The organism is Vibrio navarrensis (genome assembly GCF_015767675.1).
GTDB lineage: Bacteria > Pseudomonadota > Gammaproteobacteria > Enterobacterales > Vibrionaceae > Vibrio.
The window spans coordinates 60,608-73,735 of the sequence record NZ_CP065218.1 but is presented as its reverse complement, the minus strand read 5'-3'; the positions used below and the strand labels follow the sequence as shown (position 1 = coordinate 73,735).

The following is a 13,128-nucleotide window of genomic DNA, read 5'->3' as shown; positions in this document are numbered from 1 at the left end:
TTCTCATCTACGCTATCGGCATGATTTACAGTAAATTTGTATAGAGCTGAGCCATTCCATGAAAAAAGTTGCAATCGTTACCTTGTCTGTGTTGCTTTCTGCTTGTTCATCCGGTGATTACGTCACCAATGTGACCTCAGAAAGCCACCGTGAAGAGTTTAAAATGGATACCATCCCTGAGCCTTTGATGGCCCAACAGGATGTGGTTCAAGAGACAAATCTGCCGCAGCCAATGGTGAAAGTTGAAACTCCGGTTGAAGAAAAAGCCGTTGTCAAACTCAGCCCGCCAACCGAACGCCCCAAAGCGGTAAAAATTGTTCCGCCGAGCCAAAAACAGCGTGATCAGTTACAACGTTTCGGCTACACCATTCAGGTGATGGCTGTTGGCACGCAATCGAAGGTGGACTACTTTGCCTCACGTCTGCCCAAAAATGAACAACCGATTTGGGAAAACTACAAGGTCGTCAATGGGACTAAATGGTTTACTATTTTGTACGGCGATTTCGCCAACAGTACTGAGGCTAAAAAAGCCATTGCCAATCTTCCTCAAGAGTTTAAAGACCTAAAACCTTTCGTGAAGAGCATCGACTCGATCAAAAACTCGGATTACCCAACGCTGAATAAATTAAACTAATGTCAGAGTTCAAGGAGCCATAACATGGCTCCTTTGCCTAACAAATACGCACTTAAGCTTGTCTCATTAACTATTGCCGATAAATAACTGTACCTCTCACGTTATATCGCTATCATTGAGTAAGCATGTCCTTTATCACGGATCAGATTATTCAAATGAAGAGAAACATCCTACTTCTGTGTGGCGGAGGCTCATCAGAGCATGAGATTTCGCTGCTTTCAGCCGGCTTTCTTGAGCAGCAATTGAACCTCATTGAAGGCGTGAACGTTTGCAAAGTTGAAATTAAAAATGAAGGTTGGTTTGATCAGCAAGGTAATCTTGTTTACCTAGATATCCACACCAATAGCATTAAAAGTGACTATGCTAGCGATGTCATCAAGATTGACTTCATCGTGCCTTGTATCCATGGTTATCCTGGTGAAACAGGAGACATCCAATCTCTGTTTGAACTTGCCAATATTCCTTATTTCGGTTGTGGTCCAGAAGCGAGTAGCAATAGCTTTAATAAAATCACGTCAAAGCTTTGGTATGATGCCATCGGCATTCCCAATACTCCGTACCTCTTTTTGACTAAAAATGATCAGACTGCCCATTTTAAAAGTGCTGAAGCTTTTGCAAAGTGGGGAACGGTGTTTGTTAAAGCGGCGAGACAGGGCTCTTCTGTGGGATGTTACAGCGTGACTAAACAGGAAGAACTCGACGAGGCGATCGACAAAGCGTTTAATTTCTCTCATCAAGTTCTCGTTGAAAAAGCGGTTAAACCACGTGAGCTTGAGGTCGCAGCTTACGAAATGAACGGTGAACTGCATATTTCAAAACCAGGTGAAATCATCGCACCTGCAGGTTCATTTTATAGCTACGATGAGAAATACAGTGCTAGCAGCCATTCTTTGACCGAAGTAGAAGCAACAAATTTAACTCAAAAACAACTCGATACCATTCGTGAATGCAGTGAGAAAGTATTTAGACAAATGAACCTGCGCCACCTGTCTCGGATTGACTTCTTTTTAACAGAAGAGGGAGAGATCTACCTTAATGAAGTGAATACATTCCCTGGTATGACTCCTATCTCGATGTTCCCCAAGATGCTGCAGCACAACGGCCATCGATTCCACGACTATCTTGCCGACTGCATTGAGCGTTCAATCACAGCTTAATCCCACGGTCTGATTATTTTAAACTGCAACATTTCTTGCTGTGCCATGCCTTGACGTCCTGCGTACTGATAAGGCATGGCAGGGCTAAGCCAGCGACCAAAGTCTTGTATTTCTCTAATTTTCATTCCTTGAGTACGTAGTTGCTCTACCGCACCAATACGCGCAGACTGGCCTGAAAAAGTCTTATCCAATCCCAATCGTTTCCCTGCATTTTGCATGATTCTAAATATCGAAGAATCATCAAGTTGGCTTGATGACAGGTTACCGTGTTTGTCAATCGCGGCAAAAAGGTAATGAGCATCCACAGGTAAGCGTTCTAGCCAACGCTTACAAGCTAGACTACTTAACTCGCTCAACTGGTAAGCTGTATCACCAATCGTAATAGAAGCTGTGTCGCCAATTTTTCGTACAGACTCCATGCGTAGTGCTTTTAACTCTGAGCGTTTTGCTGCGCACTCAAACATAATTGAGTAGATTGCACAATCGCGGATGTCTTTGTTGTTCTTGCTTTTCAATAAAGTGGAATGCAATTGAGCAAGATGCTCTTTGGTAAACGCACTAGCCTGACTTGGGTTTGAACCTTTCGCTAAGCGCAATTCATTCAGTGATAGTTGAATTGTGCGATGTGAGGTTGGGTTGGCCAATGAGAGCAATTGGTGAACTAGGCCGATATGAACACATGAGCGCCGAATGGATGAATATTTTCTCTCCCTTGCTTGTGTTTCAATAAAGCGCCGCATGGCAATGATAGAGCAGGGTAGTATGGTTATTTTTGCTTGGTTGCAAAAATCTAGGTACCGACTCCAATCATTTTGTATAGCGAGTAACGAATTTTTGGCATACTTGAATTGGGTAAACTCATTGAAAAACTCCAGATCGGGCCTTTGGCTCAATCGTTCGATAAGCCCTTTGACTTCAGTGGTATCTGTATATGCATAAAGGTTTTTTTTCATTTTAGTGCACTATAACACGTTAATATAAGCATTTTATACTTGCTAAGCGCCTGATTACAATTATCATTAATCTAAGACTTAATTAATAGATGATTCAGTTACATGGCTATATCAAATTACCGTGGTTTTAACTTAAAGTCTGCTGGTAATGACACCAGTGTCTGGCAGGTAAGAATAAAGAATCATGTTCTTCAGGGGAGCTTGATCGCCGTCAAGAAGAGCATTGATTGGTGGTGTGACACTGCATCCATCATTGACCCTCGAGAGTTTGCATCTTTAGATAGGAAGCTAGAATCCGGAACACCTCAAGCAGAAAATTTTAATGGTTTTTCCATTAAAAATGACACTGGCGAACCAAACGCTTGGTATTGTTTTTTTAATGGTAAACTCATTAAGGGTTCAAAAGCGGCTATTCAACGCCACATTGAAGCCTATTTGATTGCAAAACAGAAAGCAGAACAGCAACAGAAGAAATAGTTATGACTCTTGTATATTCCACAGAGACAGGCCGAATTAAGCAAGATGAGCCTAAAGCACAACGCCCCAAAGGTGATGGCATTGTACGCATTCAGCGTGAAACCAAAGGCCGGAAAGGCAAAGGTGTATGTGTAGTTACAGGACTCGATCTTGATGATGCGCCTCTTAAGCTACTTGCTGCAGAGTTGAAGAAAACCTGCGGTTGTGGCGGCTCAGTCAAAGACGGAAACATTGAAATGCAGGGTGATGTTCGAGAGAAAATCAAAGCATACCTAGAGAAAAAAGGCATGAAAGTTAAACTAGCAGGCGGATAGCACGTTTCTATCTCGACAAGCAATCAAACGCAAGGAGCAGAACGCTCCTTTTTCTTTGTCAGAACAAAATATTATCCAAACATTCCACTACGTTGAACTTTAGCAGAAACGCTTGAACTTAATATAGAACAAAACAAACGCAGATTGTTTTGTTCTATATTATGGATTTTATGGTAAATCCGAATACTGTTAAATAGACTTATGAACCTAACAATAAACCTAGAACATAAGCTCATGAACTCAGCGTAAACGTAAAACAGATTTTTGTGAAGTGAAAGTGAGAGAAGGTAACTTATTGATTTATTGTTGCTCATGAACCTAGGAAGTAAACTGGGATATTTAACATAACATATATAATACGCACCAAGATAGACAAAAAAGAAAGGTAACTAATGCAATTAAATCAATACGTTACCTTTACTTTTTGCCTGCCATTTCATGCTATTTTTTGGTTCTCTGTTAGCCTCTCAAATGCGCCAATTGCACGCTGATTCTTGGAGCGTTCAGCGATGATTGCCAACAAAACCAAATCTACATCTAAATCAAGCATTTCAGCGATTTCGCAAGCCATTTCATCACTCATTGTGCCGCCATTTCTCCATTTGTTAACTGTAGAATGGTTAATCTCTAGGAATCTGGCAACGTGCCTATCACTAAGTAATTGTTTTTCAATGCGTAATCGGTTGAGTAAATCAAGCGTTGTTATCATAAATTTCCCTCCAAATCCTAGTATAGAACAGCCTGTACACTGTATAGCAACCAGTCGACACCCATTTAGAAATGATCTTAAATGTGATCGTCCAAGCCGTGATGGTTCCGACATCTATCAAAATTGCCCTTAGCTATCTGAGTGAGTCGAACACGTTGACGGTACTAAGGGCACCCCAACACTTGATAGATGCGGCAGATTTGGACGGGGATTTTGATTAGATAAACAAGGACATTAACCATGCATACCACACCCGAACAACTGATTACCTTCCAAGCTCATACTGCGAGGCTAATTCAGCGAATCACTGAGCTAAACATCAAGACGCCTCATTCAATTGAATTCAATCTTAGAAAATCAGAAACAGGCCACCGTGAGCACGTTCAACTAGGTATCCGTTGGTTTGTGAATGGTGACTGCTTTGCTGAACCTCAAACCCCAAATTCAGATTTATCGTTTGCTCATAGCTGGATGACTATAGAACAGCTAAACAAATGGTTTCTTGATGCAAATATCGCCCTTGATTTACTCGAAGTTGAATTGAAGGCGGCATAATACACCATGCTCACCAAACCGTCTTATCTTGAACTGGTTACCAAGTATAACAAGGCTGCTGCAAAAGCAGTGGCCGAAGGTAGACAAGTTTATCTACACAAAGGTAAGTCCGACGTTTTCCGCGTATTCATGAAACATGGTGCGCTCTCCCACCCTGCGATTATCAACCGCATTTCAAAAGAACATGGTATTGACACGTTTAAGCGTCAAAACCGTCGCGACAATTTTACTAAGTTATGTCTCTGGATTGCTGCAAATGTTTGCTTGGAAACCAGAACTTTCTCAAGCAATGGTACTCAGGGCCAAATTGCAGAGGCAATCGAGGTCGATCAATCGACCGTTTCCCGACTTCTAGAACTGATGATCAAAATGCGCGTCATTGCGCCAGCTTTTCATGGCAAACATGGCCAAACCGCAAAAGGCGCTGGAACGGTTTTTGATAAAAACGGGATACCTTTCAATAACGTTTATGTTGTTCTTGATGATTTCGGCTATCTAGCTGGCTCTGTTGCCGGGTTAAAGCTTGAAATGGCCTTCAAAAATGCAGATCAAAAGGCATTCCTCAAAACGGGCTGGCAGCTTCACGAACGATTGCTCACGGTGAGAAATACGCTGTGGGAAGGGACAATAGAGCGCCGCACCAAGAATATTACAACGGGTTGTCTCAAGCGTACGATTGCTAAAATAACCGACCGTTCAAGAGCCGTTCAAATCATTTTCGAGCGCATGAAAAAGCGCGGTGAAGATCTTCTACTCAATGAGTTCGAACTAGACCGCATAATCAATGCAAGGCTACGCTCTTGCGGCTTCTCAGCTTAACGCTATCCGGTTGATTCCGGAGCCTAACGCGATCCCTTTCCTAATTTCTAGCCCTTTCTGACGCTGATTTACGCCGTTTAAGACCGACTTTCTCACTGATACTTTCCCATTATTCAAAATTCGCCATAGAGGCAGCCGCACCAATGCCAATGTTTGCTTTTTTAGTGCATACAGGGATTGAGGTTTTAGCGCATATCACGGGAAAAATAGCGCATAACCTTTCTTATCAATTAAGAAATAGTAAGTAGAAATATAATAAGTTATCACCTCAAAATCGGCGATAAGAGGGATAAATGAAGCGTGCTTCTATGTCGCAAGCGACATGCGCACTTAGGGGCTGCACCACTGCAACTGACGTCGAAAGGCTTCAGCGATCGCTTTTGATGTATTGGCCGTTTATATCGCTTCGCGATGGCCTAGCAAGGTAAGGAGGCAAATTTGAGCGTGTTGGCGGTATTTAAAAAAATGTCATCGAAAACGTCATTGAAAACGGCATATGCCGTTTTTCTGTGGTAGCAAAAAAAACCACCCGAAGGTGGTCTTAATCGGCTGTTACGGGTTAAAGTGGCGCGCTTCCCCAGATAAAGTGGTCATTGTTTGCCATTATCCCAAGAATGTAGGTCGTTCCTCCTTTTGTAACAGTCAGAAGCCTTGCACCATAACCGTTACCGTTAAAGCCTGCATCTGTACAGTTTGATGCGCTCACATTGGTAGCGCTGTAATAGCTATCCACACGGGTAAGTTTGCCGCTAATTGTGCAAATGCCGTTGATAGTAAAGGTTCCGTCTTGCTCTATCGTCCATGTTGAGCCGTCAACCGGGTTGGTGTGCGTTCCGAGCATATCGGTCAGCGCAACGCTATCCGGGGCGCGGTCAAATGAGTAAATCAGGTTTGTTCCGTTGAGTACACCATTGGCCGTTGCGCCCACCTCACTAAATGTAATCTTGGCTTCAACATCTGCGCTATACGTGGTCAATGCTGGGGAAACAAAACTTAAGCCTTTGGTGGTCAATGTGTTGCCGCTGATGCTGTGCGTGTCATTCACTAAGAATTCGTTGTTAACATAGTCACCGATGAGCACCGAACCTAATGGCAAATCGCTATCAACCAACATCACAACTAAATCCGTGTTGTTAACGTAGATACCGTCTTTTTTGTAGGTGGTGTCTTGGCTCGATGCACCGGAGCCACTACCACCGCCGCCACAGCCCACAAGAGCCGCCGAAGTTGCCAACGCCAATAACGCTTTTTTCATGGGAAATTCCTTTTGTTTTCATTACGTAATGTCTGAAAGACGGCGCATATTATGGCGGAAAATGCTAAGGTTGAGCTTGTGTTAGCTGTTAGCTTTGCGACTCAATTCGTGGAATTCTCTGACTATCTGATTCCTAGCCACGGCATAGTGTCAAAAAATGTTATTTCATATCACAAGTAAGTGCATAAGTGTGATATGGCATAAGATCTTATGGTAATGTTATAATGATTTGTTAATAAGATGGGTTTAATCTATGAGCACTAGGGCCAAAGAACAACATAAAGATCCAATGCCAGCCTTAATCAAGGATAACTCTGCAGAATTTAGTGATGCTTTAGATAAGTTAAGAACAAATATTGAGGCTCAGTTTGAAAGTATTGACATTAATTCAGAACATATATCTTTCTTAGACGAAATTAATCAAGAGAGCTTAACGTTAGATGTTCGGAATAGGATTTCCGCCACAAATTATGAAATATCACATCTACAAGGAAATACCGTGTGCTTATTTAATAAGCCACTATTAGTCTCAGAAATTCAACTAACATCATCTCGCCAGAGGAAGGCTTTATTTTTTGGTAAATTAAAGATTTTAGGATATAAGTATAACAATAAAACTATTTTGAGCCACTCAAAAACTATGATTTCAAGGGCTTCGCCAGATAATAATATAAAACTATCTTATTATGTAAATGAAACCATATGGGGATTTATTCTTCCTAAAGACTATGAGTTCTCCTTCTGCAAGGCTACCAACTTATTAGATTTCTTTACAAACAAAAATAAAATTTCGTCTCTAACTCAATATGTAAATGATGTATCTAGGACAGCAAACCAGTTCATTAATTTAATAGATAATGAGAAAAAGAATTTAGAGTCTTACCTGTCTAGCAAACAAGCTGAGTCTATTTCGACTGAACAACAAATAGAATCGTTGCACAAGGAAAAGGAAAGAATCGACCAATCTATTGCTTCAGAACGTGAAATATTATCTCGTATTAGAAATGACATTGAGGCTAGTTCTAAGGATCTAAAGGAGGCAATCGCCGAAAAGAAAAATCTGGAAAAGCAGTCTAATGATCTTACCGAACGTGTAAAAAACATCAAGCATGAGCGTGAAGAACATGAGAAGATTCTAATGCAAACAAAAGGAAGTAATGAGATTGCAATGTTAGAATTGTCCACGTTGCAGAAACAACTAACTGAAATAAAATCAGACATCAATATAACAACATTGGATATGCAGGGTTTTTCTTTAGAAAGCAGAACTCAGTTAGGATTGTATTTTAAACTAACGCTCTCACTGATTTTCTTACTTTCAGTGATTTTCTTTCTAATATATAGTAATGCAATGGACTTCTCTGAATTTATTGACAAGCACCCTAATACTAGTGCTTGGAATCTAATTCTAAGTCGGCTTCCTTTAGTGACAATAACAACTCTAATAATAGGTACAACTTCTGCTGCTTTATTCTATCTTATACGAAATATTGTTTTAGTTAGCGAAAACAAAATGAATATGTTAAAGGCTGCCATTTTGGCTGAACAAATTACTGGTTCACTTCCTAAGGATGGAATGAATGAGGATGAAATACGTAATTTCCAAAAGAATACAAAAATAGAACTAGTTATGGGGGTTTTTAATCGGAAGCCAGATGTAGTTTCGACGGAAAGCCATTCTATGCTTATGAAAATGTTATCTCAGTATAAAAATAAAGATGAATGAAGCAATTCCTATTTACACAAATGTTTACGCGAACTAACATCAGCTTGATAGATTCGTAACCACTTCACGGCTTGTTTCTTAAACGTCAGTTAGGGAAATAAGCATGGCTTTACAAAATTACTCGCAACAAATGGCAAAGCTGGCGCTCTACCGTCAGGCTTTGCCTCCGCCCCATCCTTTCAATTTGTTACCCTGTAGCGAAATATTCAGCTTTGTTCGCATTGGCGGTCAGCTATGCGCTGAACAAACCGCGTTGAATACCTCCATTCTTACCCATTTAACCCAACTCGAAGCGGCAAACGATGCCGTATATACCGAGCTACTTACTCAATAACCTTACCGCCGGGAGGCAGGAAACATGAATAAACTCTCTATCACTGAATGTCAGCGCGCATTGGCGGCGCTCGATGCAGCTGATCAACTCACAGACAGCGTTAGCGCTGAAATAGAACGCTTCAAAGCGATGGATATGAAAGACGTGATGTCCAAAGCCACTAAAGCGCTGTTCAGTGGCAACCTTTCGCCCGAGGCGTTGGGCTTGCCGTCGAATTTCTTCGCTCAACTGGAACAACTCGCCAAGCTCAACAACGTAGCGCGAAGCAAATACCGCGAACACATCCAAACAAACCTTGCTGAATTGAGCCAAGTGCAAGACGTCAACGGGGGTGAGCATGAGTAAGCACCCTAACCCGGTCAGAGGCCATGTTCGCTGCCCGGTTTGCGCTACCCCTTCAACCGTTCATCGTGTAGGCGAAGGCAAACTGATTGCCGAAGGTGAACCGACAAAGAACGGGCGCAACCTCGGCTTGCATTACTATCGTTGTCCGAACTGTGGCAATAGCGCCATGAGCAAAACCATTGATAGCTACATTGTTGCAAACATGGTGAGCGATGAAAGTCAGCTTAACGCCCTTTTAACCGCTGTCTCACCCGAAGTAACCGACGCCCTTACACCGCTAGAAAACAACGCTCAACCGGAGGCAATCAACGCTGATTCGGTTGAACTGCTGTTAGCTGATGAAGGTGACGACAACAGCAATGATGCGGTTTCCAACGCGATTGCAACGGTTGAAAGCTCGGTTAATGCCCCCGTTGAACCGTTGCCACTGTTCACGGTTAAGCGTGTTCTCACGGTGCTTGGTGTGTTGGTTTTCGTGGTCTGGATGCTTGGGAAACTCGTTCCAAAAAAACAACCGGAGGCGCAACCGAATGCAAATGTTTGAAGGCGAACAAGAGATGAACTTCCCCGGCGCGGCGGCTAACGATGATTGGGGCGATTTCAGCACAGTTATTTCTCAGTTAGAGAGCCATGAGAAAAGCGAAGCCGACGCGATAGCCTCGGCAACCGTTGAAGCAACCGAAAGCGTGAGCCCTGAAGCGTTTGAGGGGCTGCTTAGTGTTGTGTTTACCGTTACCGAACAAGCAACCTCGATCATTTCCGGGATTGATTTCGCCTTTGATGAAAAAGGCAAATCGGAAGTAATTAAGGCGGCAATTCCGGTGATCAACAAACACGGTAGCTCGATATTAGGGATGTTTGGTAACTACATCGAGGAAGCAACGCTACTGCTTGCCGTTCTCGCGCTTATCTACACCTCAAAGCGGCACGTGGCACAACTGAAACTGTTAAGAGCACAACAGGAGGCCGTCAATGGTGAAAAAGACCAAGCCGCCGCTAAAGCTGCCTAATCCGGTTAACTCGAATCCGTCGCTCGATGCGGAGCATATTATTTATGTGGCGGGTACTGGCGGAGGGAAAACCTCCGCCGTTAAACATTTGAGTTTTGTCCCGAAAGCGTCGCAAGCGGTGTTCTTTGACCCCTACCGTAATTACGCCGGGCAAAAGTTTCAGGGGCAACAGTGCCACGGTACAAGCTCACGGCTGGCGTTTCTCAAGTCGCTTTTGATGGCTCGTAAGCGCGGCCAATCGTTCAAACTTGCTTATGTGCCTGAGTTTGGTGCGTGTGCCGATGAGTTAGAGTTTTTTTCCTCGGTCGTTTGGTCGATGGGTAACGGCCATGCGCCTAAGTTGCATGTGGTCATTGAAGAACTCGCAAGCTGTGTCGAAAGCTCCGGTAAATTACTCGGCAAAGCGGGCGAACTGTGGCGCGGTGGCCGTCAGTTTGGGCTTGTCTGTCATAGCGTGTTTCAAAAAGGCCAAGAGGTGCCGAAAACCGTCACTGATCAATCGTCTACATGGTGGATTGGCGCGGTGAACTCGGTCGCCGATGCTCGATACCTCGCTGATAAAAAAGGCTTGAACGTCAGAGAGATAGAAACGTTGATTTCAGCCAAAGTGAACAAAGAGCGTATCAATAAACCGATTGCCGAATATCTACTGGTGAAAGATGGTATCGGCAATGTCTCCAAGCAAGCGTTTAACTGTGCGAACGGCCAGAAAGTCGCGCTTTCCTACCGCTAATTAACTGTGATTTTGTTCACAATTCAACCTATAGGTTACGCGCTTAACCTATAGGTTCTATCCCATTCCCTCCCCGCTTTTTTTGGCTTTTGATAACCGGGCAATTTGATTATTTGTTCCACACATTGAAAGGCTAACTATGAAGAAAGAACACAAAACCATGCTGTTTACGGTGGTTGTTGCGTTGGTGATTATCGCCATTATCAACAACGTCGCACCGCTTGAGCCGCTGAAAAAGCAGCTTAACGGCAATTCAGGCTGGTTCTAAGGGGGATACATGGAATTACTAGAAACCTTGTTTAACCCTCGTCCAAAAGAATTGGATCCGGTTGAAGGTGTTGCATGGGGAAATCAGGCGACATTACGCCTTGTCTCCGGCCCGACTTATCAAAATGTTGAGTTGGTGACGAACATTACCGACCCGGCAGATATTGAACGTGTACGCATCACTCACAACGGCAAAGAGATCGTGTCTCTCTCTGGTCAAGACATCATTGATTTGCGCGAACACCGTAAGAAGTACGTTGAACCGGGACGCTACATGATTGCGTTCTGTGATCTGCTGATGCGTACCAAAATGGGCGTTCGCCAAGGTGAGCTGGTGACGCTACCGGGTGAGATCTGGTTTGTTTACATCCAGCTCAAAGCAAAATCGGGCGTCGCTGCGCCAAGTATTCGCGCTCGTGCTCACATCACCGAGGCGCAATCACAGCGCGTCTTTATGCCGCGTATCTATTCGCTGACGTGGTTTGCCAGTGCCGAAGGTCGCACCCCGTTTGATTGGGCGGAGCGTTCCCCTTACCTGCACCTCAAGCGCATTCACTTCAAAGACGACTCGATCACTCGCATTCGTGTGCTGCGTGATGACCGTGAAGAAATGAACGTGAACAAGGTCGATAACGCCTTTGATTTGGCTGATGCCGAGCTTGAGCAAAACGTGGGCTGGTTCTCGCTTGATTTCGTGCGTACCGGGTTTGGTGCGGAAGGAAAACTCAGCACCTTTGCAACGCGTTCCCTTCAGTTTGAAGTGGAGAAAACCGCGCCGGGTAGTGTGCCGGTGATTGTTGAAGCCATCGAGCAAGTCGCAATCCCACAAACCACCAAGTAAGGGGGTTGTATGAGCTGGTTAGACAAACTCTCTGATGCTGGCGGCGAACTGCTAAACGCGGTGACAGACGCCAGCGGGAATTGGCTCAACGGTGCGGTTGAACAGTCGCTTGATAAGAAACCGCAAAGCAACCCGGATGAAGCGCGAAAAAAAGAAGTGCATGGGCAAACCGCCGACGGCCAGCCCTTGCAAACGCCCAATGCTTTAATTCAGCCCTCTATGGACAACATTAAGGTATTTGGGGCGATGTTCATCGCGTTCATGTTGGTTGTGTTTCTCATTGTGCAAGGTAAACGCTGATGCCCTACTTACTGGTAGCGGCGTTTCTTGGCGGCGGGTATGTCGGATTTAAGCTTTCCGGAGGTTCGGACAAGCTGATGACATTGCTGATTGTCGCCGCCGTGTTTTACCTGCTGACAAAAGGAAAGTAATAGCATGCTTGGTAATTTAACAAGCTTAACGGGTGGTGGTGGTTTTACTGGCGGTAGCGCCGGGCCTTCCACTGCGACCAGTACCAACAATAGCGGCCAGAGCGTAGGCGCCATCAGTATGGGAAGCCCTAGCGGGGTAAATCCTTGGTTGATTGGTGGTGTAGTTATCGTTCTCGCCTTTTTGATGTTGAGAAAGAAATGATCCGTTTGGCGAACCAATCCGAGGCACTAATAAGGTTAGAAACGGCGTTTCGCGCCTGTCCTGACGATTTCGCTGACCTGAAACGAAGTGTGCAAACTGGCAGCGTCAGTTTGTACCAGATTCAGGGGGATGGCTACGACATCACCGTGGCGGGTGAAGTGGTTGGAGAGAGTTATTTTCTCTGGGGTGTCGCCGGGTTCGGCGTCATCCCCGCTATCAAAGAACTTTCTCAGGTTGTCAGACGCTCCGGTTTATCCAGTGTCAGCGCGGTGACTTATTTCCCCGCCTTAGCTCGTTTGGTTCGGCGATTGAATACCCAAGAGCAACAAGACGGTGAAATAACTTTAATGAAAATGAGAGTGTGAT

Annotated in this window: 21 protein-coding genes; 18 read left to right on the top strand and 3 right to left on the bottom strand. The window is 44.2% G+C overall.

Translation table 11 applies throughout. The features are described 5' to 3' along the window. Nucleotides 1–58 precede the first annotated feature (58 nt). Nucleotides 59–634, top strand: a complete 576-nt coding sequence (locus I3X05_RS17200) for an SPOR domain-containing protein (protein ID WP_045572252.1) — start codon at nt 59–61, stop codon at nt 632–634. Nucleotides 635–789: 155 nt separating this feature from the next. Next, on the top strand, nt 790–1,791 hold the full coding sequence (locus I3X05_RS17195) for a D-alanine--D-alanine ligase (protein WP_337971450.1): 1,002 nt from the start codon (nt 790–792) through the stop codon (nt 1,789–1,791). On the opposite strand, the gene I3X05_RS17190 is transcribed toward I3X05_RS17195, so the two are convergent. Continuing rightward, complete coding sequence (locus I3X05_RS17190; RefSeq protein WP_337971326.1) at nt 1,788–2,744, bottom strand: tyrosine-type recombinase/integrase; 957 nt, start codon at nt 2,742–2,744, stop codon at nt 1,788–1,790. The genes I3X05_RS17195 and I3X05_RS17190 overlap by 4 nt on opposite strands. A 102-nt stretch (nt 2,745–2,846) precedes the next feature. On the opposite strand from I3X05_RS17190, the gene I3X05_RS17185 reads away from it, so the two are divergent. Both I3X05_RS17185 and yciH read left to right on the top strand, forming a co-directional pair. After that, a complete protein-coding gene (locus I3X05_RS17185; protein ID WP_045572254.1) occupies nt 2,847–3,221 on the top strand; it encodes a DUF3319 domain-containing protein in 375 nt (124 codons plus the stop codon). A gap of 2 nt (nt 3,222–3,223) precedes the next feature. Continuing rightward, nucleotides 3,224–3,535 (top strand): stress response translation initiation inhibitor YciH, encoded by a 312-nt coding sequence (yciH, locus tag I3X05_RS17180; protein WP_045572255.1) that lies wholly within the window; start codon nt 3,224–3,226, stop codon nt 3,533–3,535. A 436-nt stretch (nt 3,536–3,971) separates the two neighbouring features. Here yciH and I3X05_RS17175 read toward each other — a convergent pair whose 3' ends face one another. After that, the gene (locus I3X05_RS17175; RefSeq protein WP_061895368.1) at nt 3,972–4,244 is read right to left on the bottom strand and encodes a hypothetical protein; all 273 of its coding nucleotides are present in this window, start codon (nt 4,242–4,244) and stop codon (nt 3,972–3,974) included. Between the two features lie 240 nt (nt 4,245–4,484). On the opposite strand from I3X05_RS17175, the gene I3X05_RS17170 reads away from it, so the two are divergent. Then, nucleotides 4,485–4,799 carry a hypothetical protein gene (locus I3X05_RS17170; RefSeq protein WP_337971325.1) on the top strand — a complete coding sequence of 105 codons (315 nt, stop codon included), beginning with the start codon at nt 4,485–4,487 and terminating at the stop codon, nt 4,797–4,799. Between the two features lie 6 nt (nt 4,800–4,805). Continuing rightward, nucleotides 4,806–5,618, top strand: coding sequence for a hypothetical protein (locus I3X05_RS17165; protein ID WP_337971324.1), 813 nt, complete (start codon nt 4,806–4,808; stop codon nt 5,616–5,618). Between the two features lie 559 nt (nt 5,619–6,177). Here the strand turns inward: I3X05_RS17165 and I3X05_RS17160 are convergent. After that, nucleotides 6,178–6,873, bottom strand: coding sequence for a hypothetical protein (locus I3X05_RS17160; RefSeq protein WP_337971323.1), 696 nt, complete (start codon nt 6,871–6,873; stop codon nt 6,178–6,180). 253 nt (nt 6,874–7,126) lie between these two features. On the opposite strand from I3X05_RS17160, the gene I3X05_RS17155 reads away from it, so the two are divergent. The 12 genes from I3X05_RS17155 (at nt 7,127) to I3X05_RS17100 (ending at nt 13,127) form a co-directional block, all read left to right on the top strand. Then, a complete protein-coding gene (locus tag I3X05_RS17155; protein ID WP_337971322.1) occupies nt 7,127–8,599 on the top strand; it encodes a hypothetical protein in 1,473 nt (490 codons plus the stop codon). 103 nt (nt 8,600–8,702) lie between these two features. Next, nucleotides 8,703–8,933 carry a hypothetical protein gene (locus I3X05_RS17150; protein WP_045572261.1) on the top strand — a complete coding sequence of 77 codons (231 nt, stop codon included), beginning with the start codon at nt 8,703–8,705 and terminating at the stop codon, nt 8,931–8,933. A 24-nt stretch (nt 8,934–8,957) separates the two neighbouring features. Further along, nucleotides 8,958–9,278, top strand: a complete 321-nt coding sequence (locus tag I3X05_RS17145; RefSeq protein WP_337971321.1) for a hypothetical protein — start codon at nt 8,958–8,960, stop codon at nt 9,276–9,278. Further along, a complete protein-coding gene (locus I3X05_RS17140) occupies nt 9,271–9,822 on the top strand; it encodes a hypothetical protein (protein WP_337971320.1) in 552 nt (183 codons plus the stop codon). Before I3X05_RS17145 ends, I3X05_RS17140 begins: the two co-directional genes overlap by 8 nt. Beyond that, the gene (locus tag I3X05_RS17135) at nt 9,809–10,288 is read left to right on the top strand and encodes a hypothetical protein (protein ID WP_337971319.1); all 480 of its coding nucleotides are present in this window, start codon (nt 9,809–9,811) and stop codon (nt 10,286–10,288) included. Before I3X05_RS17140 ends, I3X05_RS17135 begins: the two co-directional genes overlap by 14 nt. Next, nucleotides 10,251–11,021 carry a hypothetical protein gene (locus I3X05_RS17130; RefSeq protein ID WP_337971318.1) on the top strand — a complete coding sequence of 257 codons (771 nt, stop codon included), beginning with the start codon at nt 10,251–10,253 and terminating at the stop codon, nt 11,019–11,021. The genes I3X05_RS17135 and I3X05_RS17130 overlap by 38 nt, the downstream gene beginning before the upstream one ends. Nucleotides 11,022–11,160: 139 nt before the next feature. Then, nucleotides 11,161–11,289 (top strand): hypothetical protein, encoded by a 129-nt coding sequence (locus I3X05_RS17125; protein WP_045572266.1) that lies wholly within the window; start codon nt 11,161–11,163, stop codon nt 11,287–11,289. A gap of 9 nt (nt 11,290–11,298) precedes the next feature. Then, on the top strand, nt 11,299–12,129 hold the full coding sequence (locus tag I3X05_RS17120) for a major capsid protein P2 (protein WP_045572267.1): 831 nt from the start codon (nt 11,299–11,301) through the stop codon (nt 12,127–12,129). A 9-nt stretch (nt 12,130–12,138) separates the two neighbouring features. Beyond that, the gene (locus I3X05_RS17115) at nt 12,139–12,429 is read left to right on the top strand and encodes a hypothetical protein (protein WP_337971317.1); all 291 of its coding nucleotides are present in this window, start codon (nt 12,139–12,141) and stop codon (nt 12,427–12,429) included. Next, the gene (locus tag I3X05_RS17110; protein WP_337971316.1) at nt 12,429–12,560 is read left to right on the top strand and encodes a hypothetical protein; all 132 of its coding nucleotides are present in this window, start codon (nt 12,429–12,431) and stop codon (nt 12,558–12,560) included. The genes I3X05_RS17115 and I3X05_RS17110 overlap by 1 nt, the downstream gene beginning before the upstream one ends. A 4-nt stretch (nt 12,561–12,564) precedes the next feature. Beyond that, nucleotides 12,565–12,762, top strand: a complete 198-nt coding sequence (locus tag I3X05_RS17105; protein ID WP_045572269.1) for a hypothetical protein — start codon at nt 12,565–12,567, stop codon at nt 12,760–12,762. Continuing rightward, nucleotides 12,759–13,127 (top strand): DNAase, encoded by a 369-nt coding sequence (locus I3X05_RS17100; RefSeq protein WP_337971315.1) that lies wholly within the window; start codon nt 12,759–12,761, stop codon nt 13,125–13,127. Before I3X05_RS17105 ends, I3X05_RS17100 begins: the two co-directional genes overlap by 4 nt. Nucleotide 13,128: the final 1 nt, after the last annotated feature.

Excerpts from the sequence above, each read along its gene's own strand:
- I3X05_RS17200 (WP_045572252.1), top strand. The coding sequence starts at position 59 with ATGAAAAAAGTTGCAATCGTTACCTTGTCTGTGTTGCTTTCTGCTTGT.
- I3X05_RS17140 (WP_337971320.1), top strand. The coding sequence starts at position 9,271 with ATGAGTAAGCACCCTAACCCGGTCAGAGGCCATGTTCGCTGCCCGGTT.
- I3X05_RS17145 (WP_337971321.1), top strand. The coding sequence starts at position 8,958 with ATGAATAAACTCTCTATCACTGAATGTCAGCGCGCATTGGCGGCGCTC.
- I3X05_RS17165 (WP_337971324.1), top strand. The coding sequence starts at position 4,806 with ATGCTCACCAAACCGTCTTATCTTGAACTGGTTACCAAGTATAACAAG.
- I3X05_RS17175 (WP_061895368.1), bottom strand. The coding sequence starts at position 4,244 with ATGATAACAACGCTTGATTTACTCAACCGATTACGCATTGAAAAACAA.
- I3X05_RS17125 (WP_045572266.1), top strand. The coding sequence starts at position 11,161 with ATGAAGAAAGAACACAAAACCATGCTGTTTACGGTGGTTGTTGCGTTG.
- I3X05_RS17130 (WP_337971318.1), top strand. The coding sequence starts at position 10,251 with ATGGTGAAAAAGACCAAGCCGCCGCTAAAGCTGCCTAATCCGGTTAAC.
- I3X05_RS17100 (WP_337971315.1), top strand. The coding sequence starts at position 12,759 with ATGATCCGTTTGGCGAACCAATCCGAGGCACTAATAAGGTTAGAAACG.
- I3X05_RS17190 (WP_337971326.1), bottom strand. The coding sequence starts at position 2,744 with ATGAAAAAAAACCTTTATGCATATACAGATACCACTGAAGTCAAAGGG.
- yciH (WP_045572255.1), top strand. The coding sequence starts at position 3,224 with ATGACTCTTGTATATTCCACAGAGACAGGCCGAATTAAGCAAGATGAG.
- I3X05_RS17105 (WP_045572269.1), top strand. The coding sequence starts at position 12,565 with ATGCTTGGTAATTTAACAAGCTTAACGGGTGGTGGTGGTTTTACTGGC.
- I3X05_RS17155 (WP_337971322.1), top strand. The coding sequence starts at position 7,127 with ATGAGCACTAGGGCCAAAGAACAACATAAAGATCCAATGCCAGCCTTA.
- I3X05_RS17185 (WP_045572254.1), top strand. The coding sequence starts at position 2,847 with ATGGCTATATCAAATTACCGTGGTTTTAACTTAAAGTCTGCTGGTAAT.
- I3X05_RS17150 (WP_045572261.1), top strand. The coding sequence starts at position 8,703 with ATGGCTTTACAAAATTACTCGCAACAAATGGCAAAGCTGGCGCTCTAC.
- I3X05_RS17170 (WP_337971325.1), top strand. The coding sequence starts at position 4,485 with ATGCATACCACACCCGAACAACTGATTACCTTCCAAGCTCATACTGCG.
- I3X05_RS17160 (WP_337971323.1), bottom strand. The coding sequence starts at position 6,873 with ATGAAAAAAGCGTTATTGGCGTTGGCAACTTCGGCGGCTCTTGTGGGC.
- I3X05_RS17135 (WP_337971319.1), top strand. The coding sequence starts at position 9,809 with ATGCAAATGTTTGAAGGCGAACAAGAGATGAACTTCCCCGGCGCGGCG.
- I3X05_RS17195 (WP_337971450.1), top strand. The coding sequence starts at position 790 with ATGAAGAGAAACATCCTACTTCTGTGTGGCGGAGGCTCATCAGAGCAT.
- I3X05_RS17120 (WP_045572267.1), top strand. The coding sequence starts at position 11,299 with ATGGAATTACTAGAAACCTTGTTTAACCCTCGTCCAAAAGAATTGGAT.
- I3X05_RS17115 (WP_337971317.1), top strand. The coding sequence starts at position 12,139 with ATGAGCTGGTTAGACAAACTCTCTGATGCTGGCGGCGAACTGCTAAAC.
- I3X05_RS17110 (WP_337971316.1), top strand. The coding sequence starts at position 12,429 with ATGCCCTACTTACTGGTAGCGGCGTTTCTTGGCGGCGGGTATGTCGGA.